At 42.9% G+C, this 23418-nt stretch carries 22 protein-coding genes; 11 read left to right on the top strand and 11 right to left on the bottom strand.

Going from position 1 to position 23418, the window contains the following annotated elements; translation table 11 throughout:
• Positions 1–28 precede the first annotated feature (28 nt).
• The gene (locus tag AAGA18_08660; protein MEM9445412.1) at positions 29–2104 is read right to left on the bottom strand and encodes a methyl-accepting chemotaxis protein; all 2076 of its coding nucleotides are present in this window, start codon (positions 2102–2104) and stop codon (positions 29–31) included.
• Positions 2105–2457: 353 nt separating this feature from the next.
• Entirely contained in the window at positions 2458–3144 is a 687-nt protein-coding gene (locus AAGA18_08655; protein ID MEM9445411.1) for a hypothetical protein, read from the bottom strand.
• Between the two features lie 69 nt (positions 3145–3213).
• Here AAGA18_08655 and AAGA18_08650 point away from each other — a divergent pair, with 69 nt between their 5' ends.
• The 8 genes from AAGA18_08650 (at position 3214) to prfA (ending at position 12210) form a co-directional block, all read left to right on the top strand.
• Positions 3214–4041 (top strand): NAD(P)-dependent oxidoreductase, encoded by an 828-nt coding sequence (locus AAGA18_08650; protein MEM9445410.1) that lies wholly within the window; start codon positions 3214–3216, stop codon positions 4039–4041.
• A gap of 92 nt (positions 4042–4133) precedes the next feature.
• Positions 4134–7316 carry a tetratricopeptide repeat protein gene (locus AAGA18_08645; GenBank protein MEM9445409.1) on the top strand — a complete coding sequence of 1061 codons (3183 nt, stop codon included), beginning with the start codon at positions 4134–4136 and terminating at the stop codon, positions 7314–7316.
• A gap of 70 nt (positions 7317–7386) precedes the next feature.
• Positions 7387–8316 (top strand): ACP S-malonyltransferase, encoded by a 930-nt coding sequence (fabD, locus tag AAGA18_08640; GenBank protein ID MEM9445408.1) that lies wholly within the window; start codon positions 7387–7389, stop codon positions 8314–8316.
• On the top strand, positions 8300–9040 hold the full coding sequence (gene fabG, locus AAGA18_08635) for a 3-oxoacyl-[acyl-carrier-protein] reductase (protein MEM9445407.1): 741 nt from the start codon (positions 8300–8302) through the stop codon (positions 9038–9040). The genes fabD and fabG overlap by 17 nt, the downstream gene beginning before the upstream one ends.
• 93 nt (positions 9041–9133) lie before the next feature.
• Positions 9134–9382, top strand: coding sequence for an acyl carrier protein (locus AAGA18_08630; GenBank protein ID MEM9445406.1), 249 nt, complete (start codon positions 9134–9136; stop codon positions 9380–9382).
• Positions 9383–9466: 84 nt separating this feature from the next.
• A complete protein-coding gene (fabF, locus tag AAGA18_08625) occupies positions 9467–10714 on the top strand; it encodes a beta-ketoacyl-ACP synthase II (GenBank protein ID MEM9445405.1) in 1248 nt (415 codons plus the stop codon).
• A 37-nt stretch (positions 10715–10751) separates the two neighbouring features.
• The gene (locus AAGA18_08620) at positions 10752–11033 is read left to right on the top strand and encodes a type B 50S ribosomal protein L31 (protein ID MEM9445404.1); all 282 of its coding nucleotides are present in this window, start codon (positions 10752–10754) and stop codon (positions 11031–11033) included.
• Positions 11034–11121: 88 nt separating this feature from the next.
• Positions 11122–12210, top strand: coding sequence for a peptide chain release factor 1 (prfA, locus tag AAGA18_08615; GenBank protein MEM9445403.1), 1089 nt, complete (start codon positions 11122–11124; stop codon positions 12208–12210).
• Positions 12211–12295: 85 nt separating this feature from the next.
• Here the strand turns inward: prfA and AAGA18_08610 are convergent, their stop codons facing one another.
• Both AAGA18_08610 and AAGA18_08605 read right to left on the bottom strand, forming a co-directional pair.
• Complete coding sequence (locus AAGA18_08610; protein ID MEM9445402.1) at positions 12296–12652, bottom strand: sulfite exporter TauE/SafE family protein; 357 nt, start codon at positions 12650–12652, stop codon at positions 12296–12298.
• A gap of 53 nt (positions 12653–12705) precedes the next feature.
• Entirely contained in the window at positions 12706–13740 is a 1035-nt protein-coding gene (locus tag AAGA18_08605) for a HEAT repeat domain-containing protein (protein MEM9445401.1), read from the bottom strand.
• Positions 13741–13912: 172 nt separating this feature from the next.
• On the opposite strand from AAGA18_08605, the gene AAGA18_08600 reads away from it, so the two are divergent.
• Both AAGA18_08600 and AAGA18_08595 read left to right on the top strand, forming a co-directional pair.
• Positions 13913–14935: a polyprenyl synthetase family protein gene (locus AAGA18_08600; protein MEM9445400.1), complete on the top strand. Its 1023-nt coding sequence runs from the start codon at positions 13913–13915 to the stop codon at positions 14933–14935.
• Between the two features lie 15 nt (positions 14936–14950).
• Positions 14951–15946: an L-histidine N(alpha)-methyltransferase gene (locus AAGA18_08595; GenBank protein ID MEM9445399.1), complete on the top strand. Its 996-nt coding sequence runs from the start codon at positions 14951–14953 to the stop codon at positions 15944–15946.
• Positions 15947–16303: 357 nt separating this feature from the next.
• On the opposite strand, the gene AAGA18_08590 is transcribed toward AAGA18_08595, so the two are convergent.
• The 7 genes from AAGA18_08590 to AAGA18_08560 form a co-directional block, all read right to left on the bottom strand.
• On the bottom strand, positions 16304–17590 hold the full coding sequence (locus tag AAGA18_08590) for a PQQ-binding-like beta-propeller repeat protein (protein ID MEM9445398.1): 1287 nt from the start codon (positions 17588–17590) through the stop codon (positions 16304–16306).
• Between the two features lie 57 nt (positions 17591–17647).
• On the bottom strand, positions 17648–19030 hold the full coding sequence (locus tag AAGA18_08585) for an FAD-linked oxidase C-terminal domain-containing protein (GenBank protein MEM9445397.1): 1383 nt from the start codon (positions 19028–19030) through the stop codon (positions 17648–17650).
• 26 nt (positions 19031–19056) lie between these two features.
• Positions 19057–19506, bottom strand: a complete 450-nt coding sequence (gene smpB, locus AAGA18_08580) for an SsrA-binding protein SmpB (protein ID MEM9445396.1) — start codon at positions 19504–19506, stop codon at positions 19057–19059.
• A 60-nt stretch (positions 19507–19566) separates the two neighbouring features.
• On the bottom strand, positions 19567–19791 hold the full coding sequence (locus AAGA18_08575) for a DNA-directed RNA polymerase subunit omega (protein ID MEM9445395.1): 225 nt from the start codon (positions 19789–19791) through the stop codon (positions 19567–19569).
• Positions 19792–19917: 126 nt separating this feature from the next.
• Positions 19918–20742: a hypothetical protein gene (locus AAGA18_08570; GenBank protein MEM9445394.1), complete on the bottom strand. Its 825-nt coding sequence runs from the start codon at positions 20740–20742 to the stop codon at positions 19918–19920.
• A gap of 393 nt (positions 20743–21135) precedes the next feature.
• Positions 21136–21870 (bottom strand): SDR family oxidoreductase, encoded by a 735-nt coding sequence (locus tag AAGA18_08565; protein MEM9445393.1) that lies wholly within the window; start codon positions 21868–21870, stop codon positions 21136–21138.
• Between the two features lie 8 nt (positions 21871–21878).
• A complete protein-coding gene (locus AAGA18_08560; GenBank protein ID MEM9445392.1) occupies positions 21879–22874 on the bottom strand; it encodes an FAD-dependent oxidoreductase in 996 nt (331 codons plus the stop codon).
• 225 nt (positions 22875–23099) lie between these two features.
• Between AAGA18_08560 and AAGA18_08555 the strand changes: the two genes are divergently transcribed.
• Positions 23100–23300, top strand: a complete 201-nt coding sequence (locus AAGA18_08555) for a hypothetical protein (protein ID MEM9445391.1) — start codon at positions 23100–23102, stop codon at positions 23298–23300.
• The last annotated feature ends 118 nt before the right edge of the window (positions 23301–23418 follow it).

Here is a 23418-nt window from a genome sequence, read left to right as displayed (position 1 = left end):
CACGGCGCTTGATAGTCTTCATTCATTTCTAAGAGAAAAAGTTGTCGTCGTCCGAGAAAACGGCCTCCTGGGCTGGTTGATTTTTTCTAACGCTAGCCGTTAAGGAAGGAGGATTAGAGGGCTCTGTGTTTTCAACTGGTGCTGAATATACTGGCTTTGAGGGCTCAGAACCCTTTTTGAGCACGATCTTGTTCAAATCATCGATAATACCTTTAAGTTGTCTGCCTTCATTAGATAGCTCTTGAGCAAGGCTCGCGTTTTCTTCAGCAGTGGCGGCATTTTGCTGAGTGACTTGATCCATCTGTGTGATGGCTTCATTGACTTGGGTGATTCCTACCGATTGCTCCTTAGAGGAAGTTTCAATTTCTGCGGTAGAGTTATTGGCCTCGTGGACTTTGTTTTGAATCTCTAGTAAATTGGTTTCAAGCTTTCCGGTGCTAGACACGACTTGCTGAAGTTTGGTAAGGATGCTTTCACTTACCTCTACACCTTTTGATCCTTTCAGGTTGGCATCCTCAATCATCTCAGAAGTTTCTCGAGCAGCGTCGGCACTGCGCTTGGCAAGATTGCGAACTTCGTCAGCGACAACTGCGAATCCCATTCCTGCTTCTCCGGCGCGGGCTGCTTCAACAGCAGCATTAAGGGCGAGAATATTGGTTTGGAAAGCAATCTCATCAATCGATTTGATAATTTTTGATATACTTTCGCTAGAGCTTTTAATGTCTGACATAGCTTTGTGTAATTCGTCAGAGGATTCACTAATTGCTTCAACAGAGTTTTTCATTTGTCCCATATTATCGACACCGGCTTGAGCTGATGAGAGCGCAGAATCCGCAAGGCGCTTACTGTTTTCAACATGTTCGACATTGGTATTTACGGTGCTGGATATTTCTTCCATGGATGCGCTGGTTTCTTCAAAGGCTGCTGCTTGCTGGCTTGCGCCATCTGCAATCGACATGCAAGATCTAGAAAGTTCTGCTGAATTTTCATTTACTGAGTCTGTGCTGTTTGTAATACGGCTGGAAATGGCTAGAAGTGATTTGTTGACTTGAACTCCCATGAAGAATGCTAAGATCAATCCCACTACTAATGCAGTGACTGCTCCAACAATCTGAACTAGCTGCGCTTCCCTACTGGCAGCTTCAGTCTCAAGAGCGCTGGCGATCGTTTTCTCTTTTTCCTGGTTGATGACGTTATTGAATAGCTTTCTCATATCAAACTCTTGTTTGGCCACCGTTTGCGTAAGGTCACTGACTAACGAAGTGTTATCATTTTTTTTCGCTTCCACAAGTCTTTCTCCTGTTTTATCGAACTCGTCATGTAGTTTTTCCAATTTAATGACTTCACCTAAGATATGACTATATGCTTTTTGGTCATTCTCGCTTATGGAATGGTTCTTAGCGTGTTCAAGAAGTTTTTCGACATCCATAAGTTCTTGCTTCACTTCTTTGCCACGCTTGATAAATGCTTCTGTATAGGCTTCTTGACTTTTGCTTAGATACTTCTCTAAGTAGAGCGCTTGTTCCAACATCCTGGCCTCGGCATCTGCTAAGGTAGTTAGAATAGGGATATCATCTCTACTGATGAGACTTGTTTTCTGGAGTGCGATATTGAGGTCAACATATACGATCACAGACATTAGGGTTGTGACACCTAAGATGGAACCGGAGCAAGCAAAGAAGCGGTAAACGACGCTCTTGTTGCGAGTAATAAAATAGGTAAGAACACTTAGAACGGCTGAAAAAAGAATCGCTGCAGCAATAATGAGCCAAGATTTTATGGGGCTACTACCCTCAAGGGAAGTATGTTTCGTGTGATGGCTGGAATGCATCTCAGTATCCATGATGAACACGGCAGCCTCATCTGATGGTTTAAATTCTTCTATCTGGCTTGTAGGTTTTTTCTCCAATTCTCTTTTGGGCTTGATAAGATCCGATCTGTTGTTTGGAGAAGTATCGGTAGTAGCTAGGCTGAGGGAAGTATTGGTGACTAGCTCGATATTACTCTCTTCAAGATCTGTAAGTTGTAGAGCAACGGCTGAATAAGAGTTGAGATTGAAAAGAGTATAGATTCCTAGGAGGGTAAATAGAAGGGCTTTGTGCATATATTTAATTTCTTTTAAGTATTACCTCTGACTTCGTCCACTTATGCAGAAATAGTTAGCTAAATATGAAGCTTGGGGTCAAAGTTGCCATTTGGGACAGCAATGAGACTGATGTATTGCTAGGATCTCACTTGACGCGGATTGTTTTAGTTTATGGTTATTAGCCGGCCAGGACCACGCCAAATAGGAGAAAGTCGGTGTGCGAATTTAGTATCATAGGTAGATCAAGAGTTTAACTCTTACTATGTAATAGAGACTTAGAGATCTTTAAACTTAGGCGTGCGTTCTATACTTAATCGAGAAGTTGATTTTGAGAAAACTAGCTGAAAACTTTCAGTTGGGTTGGTAGTGTGTCACCTTTGGTGGTTCCAGATGTAAGTGGAGTAACGTTGTTGAGTAAGTTTTTCTGCTTTGGTTCGTTCCTGGCTGTCCAGCGAGGACTCTTCCCAATCTTGAGCAAGCAATGGCAGTAGATGTCGCAGCAGTGCGGGGTTCATTTTGCCATGGTCGAGATTAGGCACTAGGATACTGCCTTGGTGCAGGCAACCTAAACGGTTACGTCTTTGGGCAGCACCAGCTAGTTTGCTTTCGCCTTGCATGACATCGTAGCGAACAGGTTTCTCAAAACATGCATTGCTATCACCCGTTGAACATTCTTCTGCGAGTGCTGCCGAGAGTCCCAAATCAACTAAGGCATGACTAATGGATTCATGGATTTTAGCATAGCTTTTAGAGGTACCCATTTGGTAGATGGGGTGCTGCTGGGGAACAATGATGGAATAGGTGTAATCGTTGGTGTGGTCTACTAGTCCACCACCAGTAAACCTCCGCACAAAAGGTCTGCCCTCAGGCACGTCATCCATTTTCTGAAAGTAGCCGATAGAAACGGCTGGATCAGACCAACCATAGACTCTTAAGATAGGTTTCTCTTTTTCATTGATAAGACGCAGGAGGGCTTCATCGACGGCCATGTTGTAAAAGGAACATTGCTCGGGATGTTGAATGAAACGCAACCTAGTAGCTAGAGGTATTGGGTCCATAAATAAATCTCATTCAGGCATTTTTGGGTTTAAATTGCAAGAAGCTAGAAGGCCGCCTACGATGCTGACATGAAGATATGTTTAGTTGGGTTGGGAATCATTGGCTGCGCGTGGGCACCTCATTATCATCAAATAGGGTATGACTTGTCTTTATGGAATAGAACGCCCAAGGATTTGAAGGGTTATGAGCCAAATCTAAAAAAAGCGGTCTCTGCTGCCGAAACTATTCATATTGTGGTAGCTGATCCTCCTGCTGTTGAGGGTGTATTAGATCAAATCATAGAGGTGGTTGATAAGCATGCCTTGATCATTCAATCGAGCACTATTTCCGGTGAATGGGCTAGGAAGTTTTCAGATAAAGTTCAAGCTTTGGGGACTTCCTACGTAGAAGCCCCTTTTACCGGTAGCAAAATAGCAGCAGAGGAAGGAGCCAATATTTTCTTTTTGGGGGGCGAGGGGAAGGCAAAAGAGAAAGCCCGACAGGTTTTGGCTCCAATTGCTAAAAATTGCTTTGATGTGGGCAGCGTGGAACAAGCATGCGGCATTAAATTAGCTATGAATATACAGATAGCTATGATTTCTCAAGCTCTGAATGAAGGACTCAGCTTTGCGCGGAAATCGGGTATAGAAGACGAATTATTCTTCAAAGTCTTGTCTGAAAACGTTGCTCAATCCGGGGTGGCTAAGCTTAAGATGCCCAAACTCACGAAAAATGATTATACACCACAATTTTCTATCAAGCATATGCACAAAGATATCAAACTTGCCTTGTCATCAGGTGGAGACAGTCTCTTGCCATTGACAAAGTGTAACGAAGAGCTCTACGCAAAGGGCGTATCTCAGGGCTTGCAGGATAAGGATTTTTCTGCGCTCATTCAGCTTCTAAGAGAAAATTAAATAGGTTCTTTGAGCTATGATAAGAGTCTTAAAGCTTTTAATTGCAATTTTTTGCTTCGGAATAGCCATATTTATGTCAAAATGGAATAACTATGCGTAAATTCCTATATTTTTCGCTACTGCTACTAGTAACCTGGGCGAATGAGCCTGCTAAGGTCTTTTCTCAATCTCGTGGCTTAGCCCAAGAAGCCGAAGAAGCCTTTAGTCGTGGTGAGTATGCTAAAGCCATCGAGTTCATGACAAGATACCTGGGTTCGGACGGTCTAAATGATTCACAAAAAGCGACAGCCAATTATATCATTGGAGTTTCTCATTTTAATTTAGGGGACCATAAAAAGGCTATAGAGGCTTTACAAAAAACAAAGGGTATTCGCCCTAATCAAGCACCCCTAGCACAGTTTTTTCTTGGATCTGCATATTTAACATTAAAGCAGCATCAGGAAGCGATTCAGACCTTGGAAAGGGTTCTTACATTAAAGGCTGAGGAGGGGGATAAGGAGACTCAGCAGACTTTAGAAGAAATCAAACCACTGGTCTCCTTCACCATCATTCAATGTTACAAATCACAAGCTGACCAAGCTCAAGCAGTAGGGGACAAGATCAAGGCAGAAGAATTCTACGGGGATGTAGCTTCAAAAGTAGCCCAGTATTTAGAAGACAACCCTGATACAGAGTTTAAGCAAGACGCTTTACTCATACAGGTGCAAGCCAACCTTATCACCAGAGATTATGCCCAGGCTTGGTCAACACTCGAAGCCTTAAAAAAGGAGGATAAAGAGGGCATATTAAGAGATAACATTGAATTTTTGATGGGCCAGACTGCAATGGAACAGGGAGATAAAGCGAAGCGAGAGAAAAACAAAAGCCAAGCTAACGAATATTATAATAGGGCCAAGGGCATTTTTAAAAAGCTTCAGAGCAGCTCTAATTTATCCTTTGCTGCGGATGCTATATTAAAGCTAGGTCTTCTTGATTTAAATGAAGGGAAATTTGATCAAGCCTTTGAGATCTTCAACCAAGTGCCATCTAAAAGAAAGATCATTGTCTCTCAAGAGAAGCGGATTGAAGAAGCAAGAAAACGTATGACAGCCACTGCGTCTAGCGAGGCACTTTTTAAGCGCAATAAACGTTATCATCAAAGAGAGGTTAAAAAGCTCGCGCAAATCAAAGCCGATCAAGATCCCTTTATGAGGGCTATGCTGGGAGTCGCTAATGCCATGATAAAATTAGGAAAGTATGATGAAGCGCGAGTGCTTTATCGTTACTTTGAGCCTTTTATGGAAGAGGATCAGAAGAAGACCACGTCACTGCAGATTTATTTTACCTATGCACAACAAGGTCTGACGGATAAGGCAGATAAACTATATAAAGATCTTTTGGCAAAATACCCTAATGATGAAACGGTGAAGCGAATGAGTTTTCTCTTACCAAGTTCATTGATGACGCAAGGCAAATATGGAGAGGCTATAGAAGAATTCAGAAAATACATAACCGATAATCCTGACGGAGACTTGAAAGCTGAGGCTACCTACCACATTGCTAACTGTTACATGGAGCTTAAAAAAACCGAAGAGGCTATCAAAGCTTACCAAGAGTATATTAGTGCTGGCGGTAGTGATGATCAGCAATTCGAAGATGCTCAGTTCAGGCTGGCAAATGCCTATTGGTCAACCGGCAAGAAAGAAAAAGCATTAGACCTCATTCAAAAGGTAATTAACACTGCAAAATCTCAAATGGTTAAGGAAAAGGCAGCTTTTACAATTGCTCGTTTCTATTTAACAACCAAGGAAATAGATAAGGCGATAGAAGCCTTCAAGGACTATGCAAAAGTCTATCCTGATTCAAAAGATGCCCCTGTCGCGTTGTTTCAAGTTGGGCGTTTGTTGGGTGAGTTAGCTAAGCAAGATCCAACAAAATATGATGCAGCTAGAAGCTATTTCGATCAAATCATAGCGAACTACGGAGATACAGCACAAGCTCCGAAGGCCTATCAAAAAATCTGGCAACTGCACCAACAGAAGGGTGACATAGAGGCTAAATTTAAAGCTCAAGATGAGCTGATCCAAAAGTATCCGAAGTCTCCATTTGTTTTAGCCGCATTGAAGGAGCGCAGTGATCATTATCTAAAGGTCGATAAGAAACTGAATAAAGCAATTGAAGCCCTAAACACCATCTATGAGTTCTATAAACAAAGGAAAGCTGAAGGTAGCGCGTTAGCTAATAAGGGTGGCGCGGCATATAATTACGGTAGCTATGCCATTATTACCATTGCCGGCTTTTATAGGAAGTTGGCTGAGCAGATGGGACCGCCCGCTGTTTTGTCACCGGAGGATATGACCAAATGGGATGATCGTCTCAAGAAAGCATCAGACTTACTATGGACTGCGGGTGTTGAATTTGCTGATACTAAAGAAGGTGTAGAAGCCTTTAAGCGTTGGACTAATGTCGCGTTACTTCGAATCGCCAACGGTGTTGTAAAGGAAAAGGAAGTGACTCAAGAACTGAGCAAGCAGATTGGTTCCACAGATAGCGCCAAACTACAACTTCAATATCGATTGGCTCTGGCCAGCATCGCTTTAGAAAGAGGCAAGAAAAAGGCAGCTTCCGACCGCTATGAAGAGGCATTTAGCTCAGTTCCTGATCCTCGATCTATTTCCATTAATAACTACGATAATTATTTAAAACTTCTGCTAGATGTTAAGAATTACAGCAAAATCAAAGAGCTCTCCGCTACTTTAGCCGAAGCTTATTCAGACAAGGAAAAGGCTCAGGCGACAGCTATTTACTACAAGGCACTCGTAGCACTATCTCAGGAGGACGCAGGACAAGCTGATCAGTTATTCAATGAGTTAAAAGAGAAGTATCCCAGATCACCCAAAAATTTTGATGCTCTCTACTATAAAGGGAGGCTCGCTAGAGATAAAAAAGATTATGATCAAGCCTATGAACTCTGGTCGCAAGTAGTAAAGTCTGGTCGTTCTTCAAATCAGACGAAGGCAGAGGCACAATTAGAGTTGGGTAAGATGCTAATAGAAGTTGCGGAATCAGGGGGTACTATTAAAGAGTTTCCTCAGGATGTTAAGATTCTGGAAGTAGCAGCCAAACAACTAGAAAAGCTAGCCATTACCATGGATCAATTTGGGGAAATCTGCGCAGAGGCACTTTATCATGCGGCTCAGTCCTATGAGAAACTAGGTAATCCCCAAAGGGCGCAAAAATTGAGGAGTGAAATTCGCCAAAAGTATCCTACGAGTTCTTGGGCTAGTAGGGTTTAGTTCTATTTTATTCCACCTGGTAAGTAAAAAAAGGTTGTCTACCTATAGGGGACGTGGTTCCATATGCGGCTTGAAAAAATTAGCATTACTGTTTTCTGGACAAGGAGCGCAACATGTAGGGATGGGAAGAGACCTATATGAGCTCTCATTAGAAGGAAAAGATCTCTTTGATCAAGCGGATCGGCTTCTTCAAAATGGATTTAAGGACGTCTGCTTCAATGGTCCTGAAGAGAAGCTAACAGACACCAGCTATTGTCAGCCAGCACTCTATGTTCATGGCATGGCGTTGCTCACTATACTCAAGGCAGAATATCCCGACTTTGTATTTACTGCTTGCGCAGGTCTTTCCTTAGGTGAATTCACCGCTCATGCGGCAGCAGGACATTTCTCATTTGCAGATGGCCTAAATTTGGTAGCCGTGAGAGGAAAACTCATGCAACAAGCTTGTCAAGCAACTGAGGGCGGAATGGCAACACTACTAGGTGCTACCGAGGAACAAGCTCGGGAAGTTGCGAAAAAGACCGGGCTGCAAGTCGCAAACATCAATTGTCCAGGTCAGGTAGTGCTTTCTGGTGAGAAAGCATTGATCCCAAAAGCTGTGGAAATAGGCGGAGAAATGGGATTAAGAAAGATTATCCCACTTAAAGTAGCCGGAGCTTATCATTCGCGTTTGATGCAACAAGCACAAGATGGTTTAAAGAACGAGTTATCTTCTGTCTCTCTAGGAAGTAACGGCGTGCCCGTTTATGCGAATATTTCAGGCTATCCTACAAAACATGAAGACGAACTTAGGGATTCTTTAATCGGGCAAGTTACAGGGAGTGTCTTGTGGGAGAAATGTATTCGCCAAATGATGGATGATGGCATTGAGCAATTTATTGAACTGGGTCCTGGTCGTGTGCTTAAAGGCCTGTGTAACCGTATAAAAACCCCAAGTCCGTGTTTGTCAGCGGGCAATTACGAAGAATTAAAAGGAGTGCTTAGTGAGCTTAAAGGATAAGGTAGCGATTGTCACAGGCGCTAGCAGAGGTATTGGTAAGGCCATTGCGCTAGAGTTCGCTAAACAAGGTTGCCATATTGCTGGGGTGAGTCGCAGTCTGGAGTCAGCAACTCTTCCTTCAGAGGAAATTAGAGCTCTTGGCGTTCAGTATGAGCCATATGGAGTAGACATCAGTAAAGAAGAAGATGTAGACGCAGCAGTAAGTGGAATCTTTAAGAAATTTGACGAGGTGGATATACTGATCAATAACGCCGGTATCACACGAGATGGTCTTATGATGCGGATGAGCACCAATGACTGGAAAGAGGTCATCGATACAAATTTAACAGGCGCTTTTTACTGGACTCGTCCAGTTGCCAAGCAAATGGCAAGAGCTCGCAAGGGCAGAGTCATTAACGTAGGCTCTGTAATAGGTCTTCATGGCAATGCTGGGCAAGCTAATTACTCCGCAGCAAAAGCTGGCCTGATAGGCCTCACCAAGGCGACAGCTAAAGAATTTGCGGCTCGAGGCATCACTTGTAATATTGTGTGTCCCGGCTTCATTGAAACAGATATGACAGAGGTTTTATCGGATGATTTGAAGAGCAAATTACTGGAACAGATACCTCTCAAACGGTTAGGGAAAGCCGAGGATATTGCTTCCCTGGTGGCTTTTTTAGCCACTGATGCAGCAAGTTATATTACCGGTGAAGTCTTTACAGTGGACGGAGGATTGTTTATCTAAAGAAACAATGAAAAAAGAAAATGAAAGATTTTTGTTGCCAAACGCGCGCAGAAAGTCATAAGAAGCGTTAACCAAATGATGTTAGGAGCATAAATGTCAGAGAAATCAATAGAAGAAAAGGTTAAAGATATAATAGTAGAACAACTAAGTGTGAATGCAGAACAGGTCACGCAAGAGGCAAAATTCATCGAAGATTTGGGAGCGGACTCTCTCGACGTGGTCGAATTGGTAATGGCTTTCGAAGAACAATTCGGTGTCGAAGTTCCCGACGAGGATGCGGAAAAGCTTCAGACAGTTGGTGACGTCGTTAAGTATATTGAAGAAAAAGACGGCGGAAAGTAAGCTAGTATCACTTTCGTTTTTTTCGGGCACCCTGTTGGAATGGGGTGCCCTTGCTATTTCAGGGAGAAATTAGTAGAAAATAGTATGAGCAAAAGGCGAGTCGTAGCAACAGGGATAGGGACAATAAACCCTCTAGGTAATGACCTGGAAACGTTTTGGAAGAATCTTGTTGCCGGAAAAAGTGGGATCGGGCCGGTTACGCATTTTGATGCATCAAACCTGAATTCACGTATAGCTGGGGAGGTAAAAGGCTTTGATCCTCTAGAATATCTCGATAACGCCAAGGAAGTGAGGAAATGCGACCGCTACACACAGCTAGCAATTGCATGTGCAAGACAAGCTTTTCAAGACGCTGGCTTAGAGAAAGATGCTTACCCGGCGGAGCGTTCAAGTGTTTTCATAGGCGCAGGTATTGGTGGTCTCAAGACCCTGGAAGATAATCACAGTAATGGCTTAAATCGAGGTCCTGGAAGAATTTCCCCGTTCATGATTCCGATGATGATTAGTAATATTGCTTCCGGGATGATTGCAATCGAATACCATTTTAAAGGTCCAAACTTTGCCATAGTGACGGCATGTGCAACTGCTTCGCATTCCATAGGAGAGGCCTTCCGTTATATAGCTGATGGAGATGTGGACGTTGCCCTAGCGGGAGGAAGTGAAGCTAGCATTACCTTTTTGGGAATGGGGGGCTTTTCTTCCATGAAAGCGGTTAGTACCCGAAATGATGAGCCAGAAAAGGCTTCTAGACCTTTTGATAAAGATCGTGATGGGTTTGTGATGGGTGAGGGTGCTGGTGTGGTTGTGCTTGAGGAATACGAGGCTGCTAAGAAGCGTGGTGCTGAGATCTATGGTGAGATAGTGGGTTATGGGGCCTCAGCAGATGCTTATCATATGACAAGTCCCCCTTCTGATGGCAATGGGGCAGCTCTGGCCATGGAATTTGCGTTGCGTAAGGCGAGTCTTGATCCAGAGGAAGTAGATTATGTCAACGCTCACGGCACTTCAACACCGGTAGGTGATGTGGCGGAGACGAAGGCAATAAAGTCAGTCTTTGGAGAGCATGCAAAAAATAGACTATTGGTCAGTTCTACTAAGTCGATGACAGGTCATTTACTGGGGGCTGCAGGCGGTGTTGAGCTTGCTGCTTGCTTAAAAACCATCAAAACAGGGGTTGTTCACCCTACAATTAATATAGAGGAACAGGATCCGGCATGTGATCTAGATTATGTGCCTAACGAGGCACGCGAGGCAGAAATCAGGGTGGCTATGAGCAATTCTTTTGGGTTTGGTGGACATAATGCTTGCCTAATAGCCAGAAAGCTGGTTTGATCCTTAGCTCGTTTTATTTTTTAAGAAAGGTTTCGGTATGAAAAAGGGAATCCATCCAGAGCTCAATCCAACAGTATTTGTTGATTTGGCGACGAATCGCGAGTTTGCGACCCGTTCGACTATCAAGACCGAGGAGACTCGGGTGATTGAGGGAGTAGAGCATTTTGTAGTCAAGTGTGGCGTGACATCCGATTCACACCCTGCTTACACAGGTCAAACACGTTTAGTCGACACCGCTGGACGCGTAGATAAGTTTCAGAAGCGTTTCGGCGAATCTATTCTGGCCAACAGAAAGAAGAAGAAAAAAGCTGGAAAATAGCTTACAGGATCTCATGTGGACTGTTCTTGTTGCATGAGATTCATGCCTTTTGCCTGGGCAAGTCCATAAAAATTACTGAGAATTAGATATGGACCTCGCCCTACATATAGAAGGCTTTTACAAGCGCTTTAAGGAGCTTGAGACGCTTATCTCAGGACCTCATTTCTACGACAATCCACAGGAGGCTCAGCTTTCTCTAAAGGAACATTCGCGCCTGAAAACTGCCATAGAACTTTCAGAGCGTTACGAAACCATTAAAAAAAATTTAGCAGAGAATAAGGAAATAGTCTCCAAGGCTGAGGACGAAGAGCTTATGGCAATGGCCCAGGAAGAGTTGCCCGAGCTAGAAAATGATTGGGAAAAAGCTGAAAAAGAACTCTTAAAGTTTGTGGTCCCGCCAGATCCAAATGATTCCCGTAATACTATCGTGGAAATTCGTGCGGGTGCTGGAGGGGATGAAGCCGGCATATTTGCAGGAGATCTGTTTCGCATGTACAATCGCTTTGCTGAACGCGTAGGATGGAAGATTGAGCCGATGGATGCGAGTCCTTCAGAGTCCGGGGGTTATAAGGAAATTACCTTTCAAATGAATGGAGATGATGTCTTCAAGAAGTTGCGTTTTGAAAGTGGTGTTCACCGGGTCCAAAGAGTTCCTGCTACTGAAAGCCAGGGCCGCATTCATACTTCGACTGCTACCGTAGCTGTTTTGCCTGAGGCACAAGAAGTGGATTTGGAAATTCGCTCAGATGAGATACGTGTGGATGTATGTCGCTCAGGTGGGCCTGGTGGACAGGGAGTAAATACAACAGATTCTGCGGTGCAGATTACCCACCTACCCACCGGCATCATAGTCAAATGTCAGGATGGGCGCTCCCAAATCAAAAACCGTGAGAAGGCTATGAGTATCTTACGCGCCCGTCTTCTCGAAGCAAAACAAGAACAAGAGCGCAAAAAATACGCGGAACATCGGAAGCAACAAGTAGGTTCTGGGGATCGTAACGAGAAAATTCGCACGTACAACTATCCCCAAAACCGTATTACCGATCACCGTATCAACTACACCATTTATAACCTGACAGGTTTTATGGAGGGTGAGGTAGAAGAACTCATGGACCAGCTAGAAGCTTCAGATCTCGAACTAAAGCTTGCAGCCATGGAAAAGGGTTCAGAGGAGTAAGGTAGTAATTATCTGGAGGAGCTGTGGGATCTTGAAGTATTGCTTATAGTGACTTTATAACTTAAGCACTTTCTGCTCCAAACACTTATTTGACCCAAAGGCGATAGGCGGTAAAAAGCAAAAAAACGGCAAATCCTTTTCTGGCGTATTCAGCAGGGACTTTTTGAATAAGGGAAACACCAACCAATGCTCCAACAATGCCGGCAATAGCTGCGGCGTAAAAAATGTTCCAATCAATTTTTCCTATTTGAAAATTTTTAAAGCCACCTGCCAGCGATATCGGAATAATCAGTGCTAGTGAGGTTCCGATAGCAGTGTGATAGGGAACTTTAAAGAAAAGGATGAGAATAGGCACCATAATGGCTCCACCACCTATTCCAAAGCAGCCGCTGGCAAATCCAGTAATGATTCCTAATAAAACGTAAAGTATCCAATCAGGCATAAATTAAATCTAGCGGTTTTGCAGAATTGAAAAAAGCTGAAAGAATGCCTTAGCTACTTTTCATCCGGCAATCTCATGGGTTGATTCATGCGCTTGAGAGCCATGAGGCAAGCCATTTTCACTTCCCGGGTAGTACTGCTACTCTGTGATAGCTTTTTAATAGCGCTTGTGGACTCTTTATCTCGGAATTCCCCAAGAGCTAATATAGCATATGCTTTAGCTTCTCCGTCTGCTTCCTTCATAGTCTTGCGAAGGGCTGGAAGAGCTTGTTTATCTCGAAGTTTGACTAAAGCTCGGATCACATCGATAGGATCTGCAGAATCACTAGAATCAAGTTCTTCTACTAAAACACTTAATGAGGACGCGTCACCAATGTTGGCCAGAGATATTGCTGCCATAAGTCTAACTTCGTCGTCATCATGAGTAAGGGCCTCAATGTAGGTCTTTTTATTTTCTTCATTTGCCAGGTCCTGTAGCGCTTTACGAGCGTTCTTGCGCACATATACGTCTTCATCCTTGAGAAGGGCGAAAAGCTCTTCAGCGGCCTGGCTATCTCCAATTTTACTGAGAGCTTGGGCAGCTTCAGCACGGACGAACCAATCTGGATCCTTTAAAGTCTCAATAAGAACTGTAACTGCTTTTTTGTTTTTTAAATCGCCTAAAGCAAGCACAACAGCTTGTCGAACAGATTTATCACTATCTTTAGCTGCTTTGATAAGCGCATCAATACTATCTTGCCTGCGCATAAGTCCTAAAGCCTTTGCTGAGGTCACTCGTATAACGGGATCGTTGTTGCTGAGTGCATTAATTAACACGGGATGATTTGGCTTAGCTTTATGAAGTTTTTCGTAGGCGGCCATAGAATAATTGACCTGTTCGCTTTTGAGAAAAAGTAAAACTTGTTGGCGCAATAGCTTAGGGTTTTTAGGGTCTTCTTTTAGGGCTCTGCGTAGTCTCTCAAGCGCTTGCTTGTAGTTTCTACCCTCCATTAAAGCATCAACTTCCTTAATGACTTCATTCTCCTTTCCACAGCTCAGAATAAGAGCTACTGCCAAGCAAGTGATCAAGCTGAGTCTTATTTTACCCAAAAGCATCAACTAAAAGTTATGCGATAGACAAATGTGCTTCGCAAGCACATTCATACTATCTCTCTGAAGATAAAATATTTTTGACATCACATTAGAGTTGGAAAGTTTGACTTTGGGCTGTGGTAATTTAGATTAAGATGTGGCTAAGATGGTATCAAAAAGCGACTCCTTGATGAACAAGGTTTTAGATAAGTTTCCTGCATTAGCTAGGGAGACACAACTAAAGAAGCACTTCAAAGATATCATACCTCATCTAGAGAAGGTTAACGAAAGTATAGCCTTACAAGTCCAAACATTTGACCCAAATGTCATGGCGTATGTTGAATATGCAACGGAAACAGGCGGTAAACGCATTAGGCCTGCTTTAGTTTTGCTAAGTGCACATGCTTTAGGGGAGCTGAATAAAAAACACATCGATCTGGCAGTAGTTATTGAGCTTATTCACTTAGCGTCTCTTATTCACGATGATATCATGGACCAAGCTTTAATAAGGCGTAAAAAGCCCACTATGTGCCAGAAATGGGGCAATGAACTATCTGTTTTAGTAGGCGATAGCTTGTTAGCCCACGCCTTTAAGATGTGCACACGCTTTTCTTCTTCAGAAGTTAGCAAGCAAGTAGCTGATGCGGCTAGTGAAGTGTGCACCGGAGAAATTCTTCAGACGCAGAGGCGCTATGATTTGAAACTCTCAGTCCAAGATTATCTGAAAATTGTCAGTATGAAGACTGGGGCTTTGTTCCGAGTTGCTACTGAATTGGCAGCTTTTTGTTCAGATCAAGACACTGATATACAGAAACGTTTTTCTATTTATGGGGATCAACTCGGCACAGCCTACCAAATTTACGATGATTGTCTGGATTTATTTGGTAAAGAAGATGTTTTTGGCAAAACCTTAGGTACAGACCTTGCTCGTGGAAAAATGACACTACCAGTTATATGGATGTTAGAGCAGCTTAATGAAAAAGAGTCAGAAGAAATTTCTGAAGTCATTTTACATGGTGAGGGTAGTGACTATGGCATCGTGGTGGATAAAGTCATCAAGTCCGGTGGTCATACCTATGCCGTGCGTAAGGCAAAAGATTTACTTGAGCGATCTGATAAGATGCTAGAAGGAATTGAATCTAACGGCTACCTTGAAGCACTTCGTATGCTGCCACGTTCACTCAATCAAGACCTAGATGCTTTGAAAGTATAAAACGAGTAAAACATCATGGAATATGATCATGGTGAACAGGGCCTATCTACCTGGGTTCATAAAAGTCAGTTTCTAACAACTCACCAAAAATCATTACGTGATTCTTTAATCAACAAGCAAATAGCCCCTAAGTTTCACTATCTTAGCTACCGCCAGTCACAAAGATGGAGTAAGCTGCATAAGGCTTATTCACCGGTAGCCATACATTCAGAGGGTAAAAGGCTATATGAGAAAGCATTTGATTATGTGACCAAACTTTTAGCAGATCAGGAATGTGTAGAAGTGACTAGCCTAGGGTGTGGCGCAGGAAATAAGGATATGATTTTATTGGAAGCCTTATTGCGGACTGGGAATCATATCTCTTATCTACCTTCCGACATCAGCTTGCCATTAGTAACACAAGCAAGTCTTGAGGCAAATAAGCTAAGCAGATGCAAGGTCTTGAGGGGAAGTATAGGAGATTTTTTGCAAGCTGAAGATTTGAATGCTCTTGTGGGCCAAAGGAAAAAAGATAAGTCACGCGTTTTTCTTTTCCTTGGTATGATTCCTAACATGTCTCCAGCACATGCTCTTGCAAAATTGAGTCATGGACTAGAGCTAGGAGATATTCTGATCATCAGTGCCAATCTGCTGGGTGATCAAATGGATGAACATGGGTTAATAACACAGTACGATAACCCTGAGACTAAGCACTGGTTAGAATGCTTCTGGGACGACTTAGATGTCCCAGAAGATACATGGAATTGGGAATTTAATTTATGTAACGCTGCTGTTCAAGGAATAAACTACCTGAGAGTAGAGGTGAATGCTCTCTTCAATGATGATCTAGATATCAACTACGAGCGTAATGTGATTAAGGTGGAGGCTAGGGAATCTGTCAGGACTTTTTTCTCTAACCGCTTTTCCTCAGAAGCTTTTACTGAACTCGTAGAAAAGCATTCTTTCAAAGTGAAGCATGTGGAACTGTTACCAGATCAAAGTGAGGGGGTATGGGTTTTAGCTAAAGATTAGACTGATTTTCACGGATCTTAACTTATGAAAATAATCTTAGTGCATTCACTTACTCATAACGAATAGGCAATAGTGCCTCATCCAACCTCTAAGTCCCTGGGTTCACCGATGAAAGTCTCTAGAGATTTGTATAGTCCCTAATGCTTGGATCCCTGTGGTATCAGAGGATCAATTCGGCAGTACAATCTAGGAATACTTAAACCTCTTGCATACCTCGGTTGAACCAGGATAAGACAAATATGCATGTTTAAAATGAATTCAAAAAATGCCTAAGTATAGAGGAATCGACCTATCATACTGAGCTGTGGGCACAGCCCTTTTTCTCGGTTTATTTGCTTTTATCAAAGGTTACAATAATCAAAAATTTGAGTTAGGCATAGGCTTGCCAATGCAAATCAGTTGTTTTTCAGTTCGCATGACGAGAGTTCCATCAACAGCGGCGACACCATATACGGTTTTGATACCCTTTAATTTTGATTCAGCAATCTGTTTCGCTCGTTCTTCGTCTTTTTTATAGATCACAGTCTTCCCATCTCTAGTAAAGAAGTAAAGGTAGTTGCCAGCCACAATAGGTGAAGCCCAGCAAGAACCTCCTATGCGCTCGCTCCAAGCTAGGCTTCCATCTTTCAAGTTGACGCAGCTAAGCACTCCGGATTTATTGGTGTAATAAGCTTGTTCTCCAAGCACCTGTGGGGAAGCAAATCCACCTGAAGTTGAGGCGGCTTGCCAAACAATTTGAGGTTTCTCTTCATTAGCGGACAGGCGAATTGCAATGCATTCACCTTTTTTTGAGCTAGCGGCAAGTAGTAAACTATTAGCAATGATAGGCGAAGCGACAGTGTTCTTTGAAATACCATCAATTTCCCATAACTGTTTTCCATTAGAGGCATCGTATGCTTGAACCACGCCATTAGAACTAAGGTAGATGGTCTTGTCTTGTAAAATGGGTGATGACCAGGAAACACGTTTCGGTCGGTCTGTTTTCCAAGTAGTTGCACCGGAAGCTTTATTCAAGGCGAGTAGGTAGCCTGGGGCATCGTGGTCTACCAGAAGGTAGAGGTATTTGTTGTCTTGCGTGGGGGAACTGCCAAGGCTATGACTACCTTTGATTTCTCCGTAGTCTGCAATTAGATTCCGTTGCCAGTTTATATGACCATCGTGATCAGTATGCACAAAGAGGCCTCCTTCAAAGAAAGCATAAACTCCTGCCTTGTCTGCTACTGGGGTTGGTGCCGCTTGGGAAACCATTTTGCTCATCTTTCTTAGTTGCGGCGATTTGAATTCACGCGACCAATTCAAAGCTCCATCGCTGAGATTGTAGCTGTAAAGGTGAAGTTTCTCCTTTTTCTTACCGGATACCCCGGTCAAGTAAATAGCCTTATTCCAGACGATTGGGCTAGATTGTCCTTGAGAGGGTAAGTCTAAACGCCAGGCTATTCCCTCTTGGTCCGACCAAGCAAGAGGTAAGTTGCGCACTTGAGTTCGCCCCTCATTTCCACCCCGAAATTCAGGCCAGTTATTAGTATTGGTTAATTCTGTTTGCTCCTTGGATTCGGTTAGTATTTCAGCCAGAGTTATACTGCATGAGATTCCCAGCCAGCATCCTAGCGCAATAATTCTTGTATAATAAGTCTTGGTTATCATTCGTGTTGATGAGGGAGATGCTTTCCCCTACCAGGGTATCAATATGATTGTGATATTCTACCCTAAAAACTTGCCGGGATTGAGCAGATGGTGAGGATCTAAAGCGTTTTTGATGGTGTGGTGAAGGGAGCGTAAAGGTCTGCTAGTAGCAACGTTCCACCAAGGCTTGCGAGCGAGGCCAACTCCATGCTCACCGGTAATAGTGCCATCGAGTTCGAGAACAGATGCAAATAGCATATCGATGGCTTTGCGTACTCTAGGCCTCCCTTCTTCAGATGGATCTATCATAAGATTAACATGAATATTACCATCGCCAGCATGACCGAAAGATGCTACACGATAATCAGAAAAGGACTGTTGAATTTTCTCAACTACTTTGAATAATTCTGTAAGTTTACCCCGAGGCACAACAACATCGTGATTCATTTTGATTAGTCCGGTAGCACGCAGGCTGTAGGAAAAGCTACGCCGGATATCCCAAAGTTTTTCGCAAGCAGCTTCGGTGGAAGCGATGGAAGTTTGAAGCGCTCCGATTTCTTGAATGACTGTTTTGAGCGCTCGGATTTCACGGTGGACGGACTGGGCTTGGCCATCTAATTCTACAATGATAAGTGCTTCACCAGGCGGAACACTTTTATTATAACCTCTCGCAGCCTCTAAGGTAAATTTGTCAGCAATCTCTAATGCGCAGGGCAGGTAGCCTGCTTGTTGAATAGCTGTGACAGCTTTAGCAGCAGCTTTAACTTTTGAAAAAGAGGCTACCAAGACAGAGCGTGCGGGAGGATGGGGGATAAGTCTAAGCGTTGCTAGACTAATGATTCCGAGCATGCCTTCAGAGCCTGGGAAGAGGTCAACCAGGTTGAAGCCTAATTTATTTTTGTGGCACCGCCCACCGGTCTTAACTAACTCACCATTGGGTAATACAATGTTCAGTCCCATAACATAGTTCTTGGTGACTCCATATTTCAAGCAGCGTGGCCCACCCGCATTGGTGGCTATGTTACCACCTATAGAGCTTTCGTTAAGGCTGGCAGGATCTGGAGGGTAGAAAAGGCCTTTGCGTTTTGCTTCTATTTGCAGCCTCTCGGTGATGACTCCAGGTTGAACAACGGCTAGACTATCCTTGGCTGAGACTTCTAAGATTTTGTTGAGTTTCGTTAAGGAAAGGCTGATGCCACCTTTAACGGGGACACAACTGCCGACATAACCGCGACCAGAACCTCTGGCTGTCACAGGGATTTTGTATTTTGAGGCGATCCGCATGGTTGCTTGTATGTCTTTTTCATGTCTGACTTCAACAACCGCTTCGGGCATGGCGTGAGCATGCCATGCGTCCCCTCCGTGCGTGTGCAGAGATTTCTCGTCGACTTTAACTACGGAGAGTGGAAGCTTGCGCTGGAGTTCAGGAATCCAGTGCTTTGAAGGGTTCATTTGATCCATAAGCAACGATTATGCTGGAAGTTTTTTTAGACGCGACCAAAGTTTCGCCTAATGGATCTCTCGACATCGCGTGTCTTAAGATCTTGGCGTTTGTCGCCTTTATTTTTACTGGTGCAGATACCTAAGAGGATTTTGAAATAACGGTTTTTGAAATAGCCTTTAAGAGGAATGAGAGATTTACCTGACTGCACGACGTTGCCACTGAGCTTGCGGTATTCCCTCTTATGGATGAGCAGTTTACGTTTACGTTTCGGCTCATGGTTTTCTCGGTTGCCTTTGTCATAGGGTGAGATATGGAAATTGTAGAGCCACAACTCACCTTTTTCTAAGCGAGCAAAGGCATCACTTAAGCTAGCCTGTGCAGATCGCAATGACTTGACCTCAGTGCCTTGGAGCGAGATGCCAGTTTCCAGTTTATCGTGAACATGATAATCATGTCGCGCGCGCCTGTTATTAATTTCTATTTCTTGAGCCATCGCAGGAAGAGAATATTTCCACCCGCATTATTCAGAGAGAAGGCTGTAGGCGAGGGTTTCTTAATCTTCGTCTTCAGCAAATTCTACTGCTTCATAGGAAAGCTTGCCATCGGCAATTTCCCTTAAAGCAACGTCTAGGAAAGTCATGCGAGGATTAACATTGATTAATGGTCGGTAGCCCATGCCGAGTTGGCGAACACGGCGGGACACCATATTGATGAGAATTTGTGGATTCTCAACATGTTGCAAAGCTTCTTTAACGGATTCGTGTTTAGGTGTTACCATAATTATCTTAGAAATTGGGTCAAGTTGACAAATTAGCCGAATAAGATGGCAGCTTGATTCCATTTTGGCAAGAGATTTTTAAAAAATATTACCCCTCCTGCCTTTTCGCAATAAATGAAAGCGACTCTAGTAATTAATAATTACTGGGATTTCTTGAGCGTTCGACCAGTAATGACAAACTACCTTCACATTCTCCGCTTTTGGTAGGCGGTAGAAGAAAGTTTTACCACCGTTCTCATAGATACCACCTGAAATTGATAGAGGCTTTTTCCCATCCAACACCTCGATCTTGCTTAGGATTTCAATGGGTCCTTGCAACTTAATGCCGAGTCCTTTTTTGGCATCCAGACTAATGCCAAAAAAGGAAGCATTGGCTCCGTTCTTTTCTATTTCAAAGGGACCTACCCGTTTTTTTTCATTTGATTCCATGCTTAAAAGGATGCTGGCTGTTTCTGGAGATTCGCTAGAAAGAATCTTCGCAGAACCTCTAAAAGAAATATCAGGTTTGGAGTAGAATTTGTCGCAGGGGATATGAAGAGCAAAGATCCCGTATTTCTTGTCTTCAGAAAATTTTGTATAGATGATAGATACGTGGGTGAGATTCCTGCCTTGTTGCTCCAAGAAATCTTCCTTACCAGCCATCGTTAAAAAGTCCAATTTAAAGGAGTCTTTGTTGATTCCGACTAGATTTTTGCCTTCGAGGAGGTAGTAGATCTGTAGACCTTCTTGATGACCAATGGGCTTGTCTGGATCTTGAAGATCTTTTGGTATAGGAGAAGCAGATACGATTTGTATGGGCTTGATTTTGATAGATGGAGGCGACAGAGCTGGTGGCAAGGTAATTTCTTGAATCTCTTCTGGAGGTATAGTGTTTGGCTCAGGTTCCTCAATTTGTCCGACTGCTGAGTTTACAGTCAGAGCCCATAAAAATATCCAAGTACTTTTACCCATAATCAATTCGGTTTTTCCATTTGTAAAGTGCGACAAAGATAGTGTCTTGGTGATGTGGTTAGGCAAGAAAAATGAAATAAACTCAAAGATCATTCCCCATATTTGCTAGAGCAGCCTAAAAATTCATCAACCGGTAATACCATGTAATAAGGTCGTTGCCCGTAATTGTATTGGCAGAAGCTGGCCTTTTCTAATTAGGAGACACAGTGCCTAATCCAACCTGCCAATCTTAAGGAAGAAAACCTGTAGAGTTCCCATGATGCTTGGATCAGTGCTTGATATGAGGGGATCAATGTGGCGAAATCATAAATACTTGGATCTACTGGGTACGCTGGTTGGACCGAGGTATGACAAATATCGATGTTTCAATATAATTCAAAAATGCGTTAATTCTTAGCCTTTAATCTTTGGTGCGACTCGACTAAGTCCTCCATCTATACCTAACACCTGACCAGTAATCCAATCATTCTCAGGATTTAATAAGAAAGCGATGCTTAAAGCGATTTTATGCGCTTCACCTAATCGACCTAGAACATGCATTTTCTCGGAGATTTGTTTGCTTGCTTCATTGGCAAAAAGACTCTTGGTTAGTGCTGTTTCAGTCAATCCAGGTGAAACGACATTGAAGCGCAGATTTTGTCTGGCGTAGGTAGCAGCTGCTGAACGAGCAAGGGCTATTACCCCTCCCTTTGCTGCAGCAATGGCCTCATGGTTAGCAAAGCCTTGCATAGCTGCTGCTGAACTGATCAAAACAACGGATCCTCCTTTTCTCATGTGCTTACCTGCAGCTTTAGTAGTAGCAAATGCTGTTGTTAGGCTGGTTTGTATCGTGTGTAAATACTCTTGCTCTGATGTTTGATGAGCTGCTTTTAGTAAAAGGGAGCCGGCGAGACAAACAACCCCATCCAGTGGCCCCAATTTATCACTTGCATCTTCGAAGACTTGGTTCACTTCTTCAAATGATGATGCGTCTAGAGCAGAAAAGGAGGATTGTGTTTCATCTGCTAGTTGCTGAATTTTATCAGGGTTTCTGGAAGTTAAATAGAGTTGGTCTGCTTGTTGATGAAGAATCTTGACTAATTCTTGTCCTATTGTACTGCTAGAGGCAATGATTAGGTAATTACTCATTTTATGGCTCAAGTTGTTATTATTTGTTTGTCTACAAATGGTATTTCAGTTTGTTGGTCTTTGGCTATTAATAAATAAGCGGCTTGCAAACCGCTTAGCCATACGTCTTCGAAGCGAGACTTTACGATGCTATCTCCGCATACAAAAAAATTTTCTGGTAATTGCGCATTGGGAAGGGAGTAAGGGTCTGTGGAGCGAGCAAATCTCCATCTATGTGAAAAGGAATTCTTTTGTTTGGTAGGCGAAAGTTGCCAAGTGTTCTCGAGTTCCCTTTGAAGGTGAGGTAGGTATGCGTCTGAGCTGGTCTCTAAATATTCTCGGCTAAATTTTTCTGAGGCATGAACCACGAAAACGGTTTCGTCTAGAGGGATACGGTTGGTTTTATGGTTTTCGCAAGCGCTCCAAGAAATGATGGACGTGTTGGAGGTGTCAATGATGCCATAGATGTCTGCACTCATGTTCTGTGGTAAACCTTCATAGGAGAACAAGGCCGTCAAACAAGGTTCAAATCGAATTTGAAGGGATGGTTCTAGAGGAATAAAATTGTTTAATTGAGGAAAAGGAACACTACTCACGACATAATCAAAACTATGATCATTCACTCGCCATTTCGAAGTAATTGGTTGCAAAGTAGTTATCGGCGATTCCATTCTAATGTCCAGACCTTGAGCCAGAGCCTTGCCAATACGATTATTTCCGTCTAGATGATAATATTTTTTCTCATCAGGCTGCCATTCTGCTCCTTGTAAATCAACGATGGCTTTGTCTAATAGGCCTATCCTGGAATAACATAAGTATTTGACGTTTTTATGGATCTCTTCGTTAGAAAGCGTGAAATACTGTAAACCATGATCAACGATATGACTATTCCACTTTCTAGTCGCACATCTGCCTCCTAAAGAACGGGATTTTTCAAACAAAGTCACCTTGTATTTGAATTTTTTTAGCTCTCTTGCGCAAACAAGACCTGCTATACCCGCACCGATGATAGCTACTTGTTTCATGACCAATTCTTCAAGTCAGGGTTAGTAAGACAGGCGGAATTAAGCAGAGAAATTTCGAGATTGAAACGGTTCTTTATTACACATGATGATAAACAACAATAAAAAATCTGTCATAACGGAATATATAATCATTTTTTTTGCTGTCTAACTCTATGCACAAAATAAATGCGAATACGCTAATTTGACTTGTCGATATCCAGGGTTATCGTTCGGTAGAAAGGAAAAATGATGAGTAATGAAACTACCAATTGGCCTGAATTAGCCATTTCACTCTATGATAAATTAACTGGCAGAGGTGCTGAGATTACCTATACCTTCCATCAACTAGAAGTATGGGTTCCCAGCTCTACTTCTCAAGATTCGCCCAAAGCACATTGGAAAGTTAATGGTACTATTAAGGTAAGAACGAAAGATTCATCTGATTGATGCAATCAAAAAATATCATCCTTGATGGACTGTTAAATGTGACTGGTCATTGTTTTTCTCTTGAGCTAAAAGCTCGAGAGAAAAATATTAGCTGCACAATAGAATCTCTTAAATTAAC

This window comes from Verrucomicrobiota bacterium (assembly GCA_039192515.1).
Classification (GTDB): domain Bacteria; phylum Verrucomicrobiota; class Verrucomicrobiia; order Methylacidiphilales; family JBCCWR01; genus JBCCWR01.
The sequence above is the reverse complement of the archived record's forward strand: the minus strand, read 5'-3'. Positions and strand labels throughout refer to the sequence as shown.

Bases quoted from the DNA above. Each gene is read 5' to 3' on its own strand.
- smpB (MEM9445396.1), bottom strand. From the start codon at position 19,506: ATGGCTCAAGAAATAGAAATTAATAACAGGCGCGCGCGACATGATTAT.
- AAGA18_08610 (MEM9445402.1), bottom strand. From the start codon at position 12,652: ATGCCTGATTGGATACTTTACGTTTTATTAGGAATCATTACTGGATTT.
- prfA (MEM9445403.1), top strand. From the start codon at position 11,122: ATGGACCTCGCCCTACATATAGAAGGCTTTTACAAGCGCTTTAAGGAG.
- AAGA18_08560 (MEM9445392.1), bottom strand. From the start codon at position 22,874: ATGAAACAAGTAGCTATCATCGGTGCGGGTATAGCAGGTCTTGTTTGC.
- AAGA18_08585 (MEM9445397.1), bottom strand. From the start codon at position 19,030: ATGGATCAAATGAACCCTTCAAAGCACTGGATTCCTGAACTCCAGCGC.
- AAGA18_08620 (MEM9445404.1), top strand. From the start codon at position 10,752: ATGAAAAAGGGAATCCATCCAGAGCTCAATCCAACAGTATTTGTTGAT.
- AAGA18_08575 (MEM9445395.1), bottom strand. From the start codon at position 19,791: ATGGTAACACCTAAACACGAATCCGTTAAAGAAGCTTTGCAACATGTT.
- AAGA18_08565 (MEM9445393.1), bottom strand. From the start codon at position 21,870: ATGAGTAATTACCTAATCATTGCCTCTAGCAGTACAATAGGACAAGAA.
- AAGA18_08595 (MEM9445399.1), top strand. From the start codon at position 14,951: ATGGAATATGATCATGGTGAACAGGGCCTATCTACCTGGGTTCATAAA.
- fabF (MEM9445405.1), top strand. From the start codon at position 9,467: ATGAGCAAAAGGCGAGTCGTAGCAACAGGGATAGGGACAATAAACCCT.
- AAGA18_08590 (MEM9445398.1), bottom strand. From the start codon at position 17,590: ATGATAACCAAGACTTATTATACAAGAATTATTGCGCTAGGATGCTGG.
- AAGA18_08600 (MEM9445400.1), top strand. From the start codon at position 13,913: ATGAACAAGGTTTTAGATAAGTTTCCTGCATTAGCTAGGGAGACACAA.
- AAGA18_08630 (MEM9445406.1), top strand. From the start codon at position 9,134: ATGTCAGAGAAATCAATAGAAGAAAAGGTTAAAGATATAATAGTAGAA.
- AAGA18_08655 (MEM9445411.1), bottom strand. From the start codon at position 3,144: ATGGACCCAATACCTCTAGCTACTAGGTTGCGTTTCATTCAACATCCC.
- AAGA18_08555 (MEM9445391.1), top strand. From the start codon at position 23,100: ATGATGAGTAATGAAACTACCAATTGGCCTGAATTAGCCATTTCACTC.
- AAGA18_08570 (MEM9445394.1), bottom strand. From the start codon at position 20,742: ATGGGTAAAAGTACTTGGATATTTTTATGGGCTCTGACTGTAAACTCA.
- AAGA18_08650 (MEM9445410.1), top strand. From the start codon at position 3,214: ATGAAGATATGTTTAGTTGGGTTGGGAATCATTGGCTGCGCGTGGGCA.
- AAGA18_08660 (MEM9445412.1), bottom strand. From the start codon at position 2,104: ATGCACAAAGCCCTTCTATTTACCCTCCTAGGAATCTATACTCTTTTC.
- AAGA18_08645 (MEM9445409.1), top strand. From the start codon at position 4,134: ATGCGTAAATTCCTATATTTTTCGCTACTGCTACTAGTAACCTGGGCG.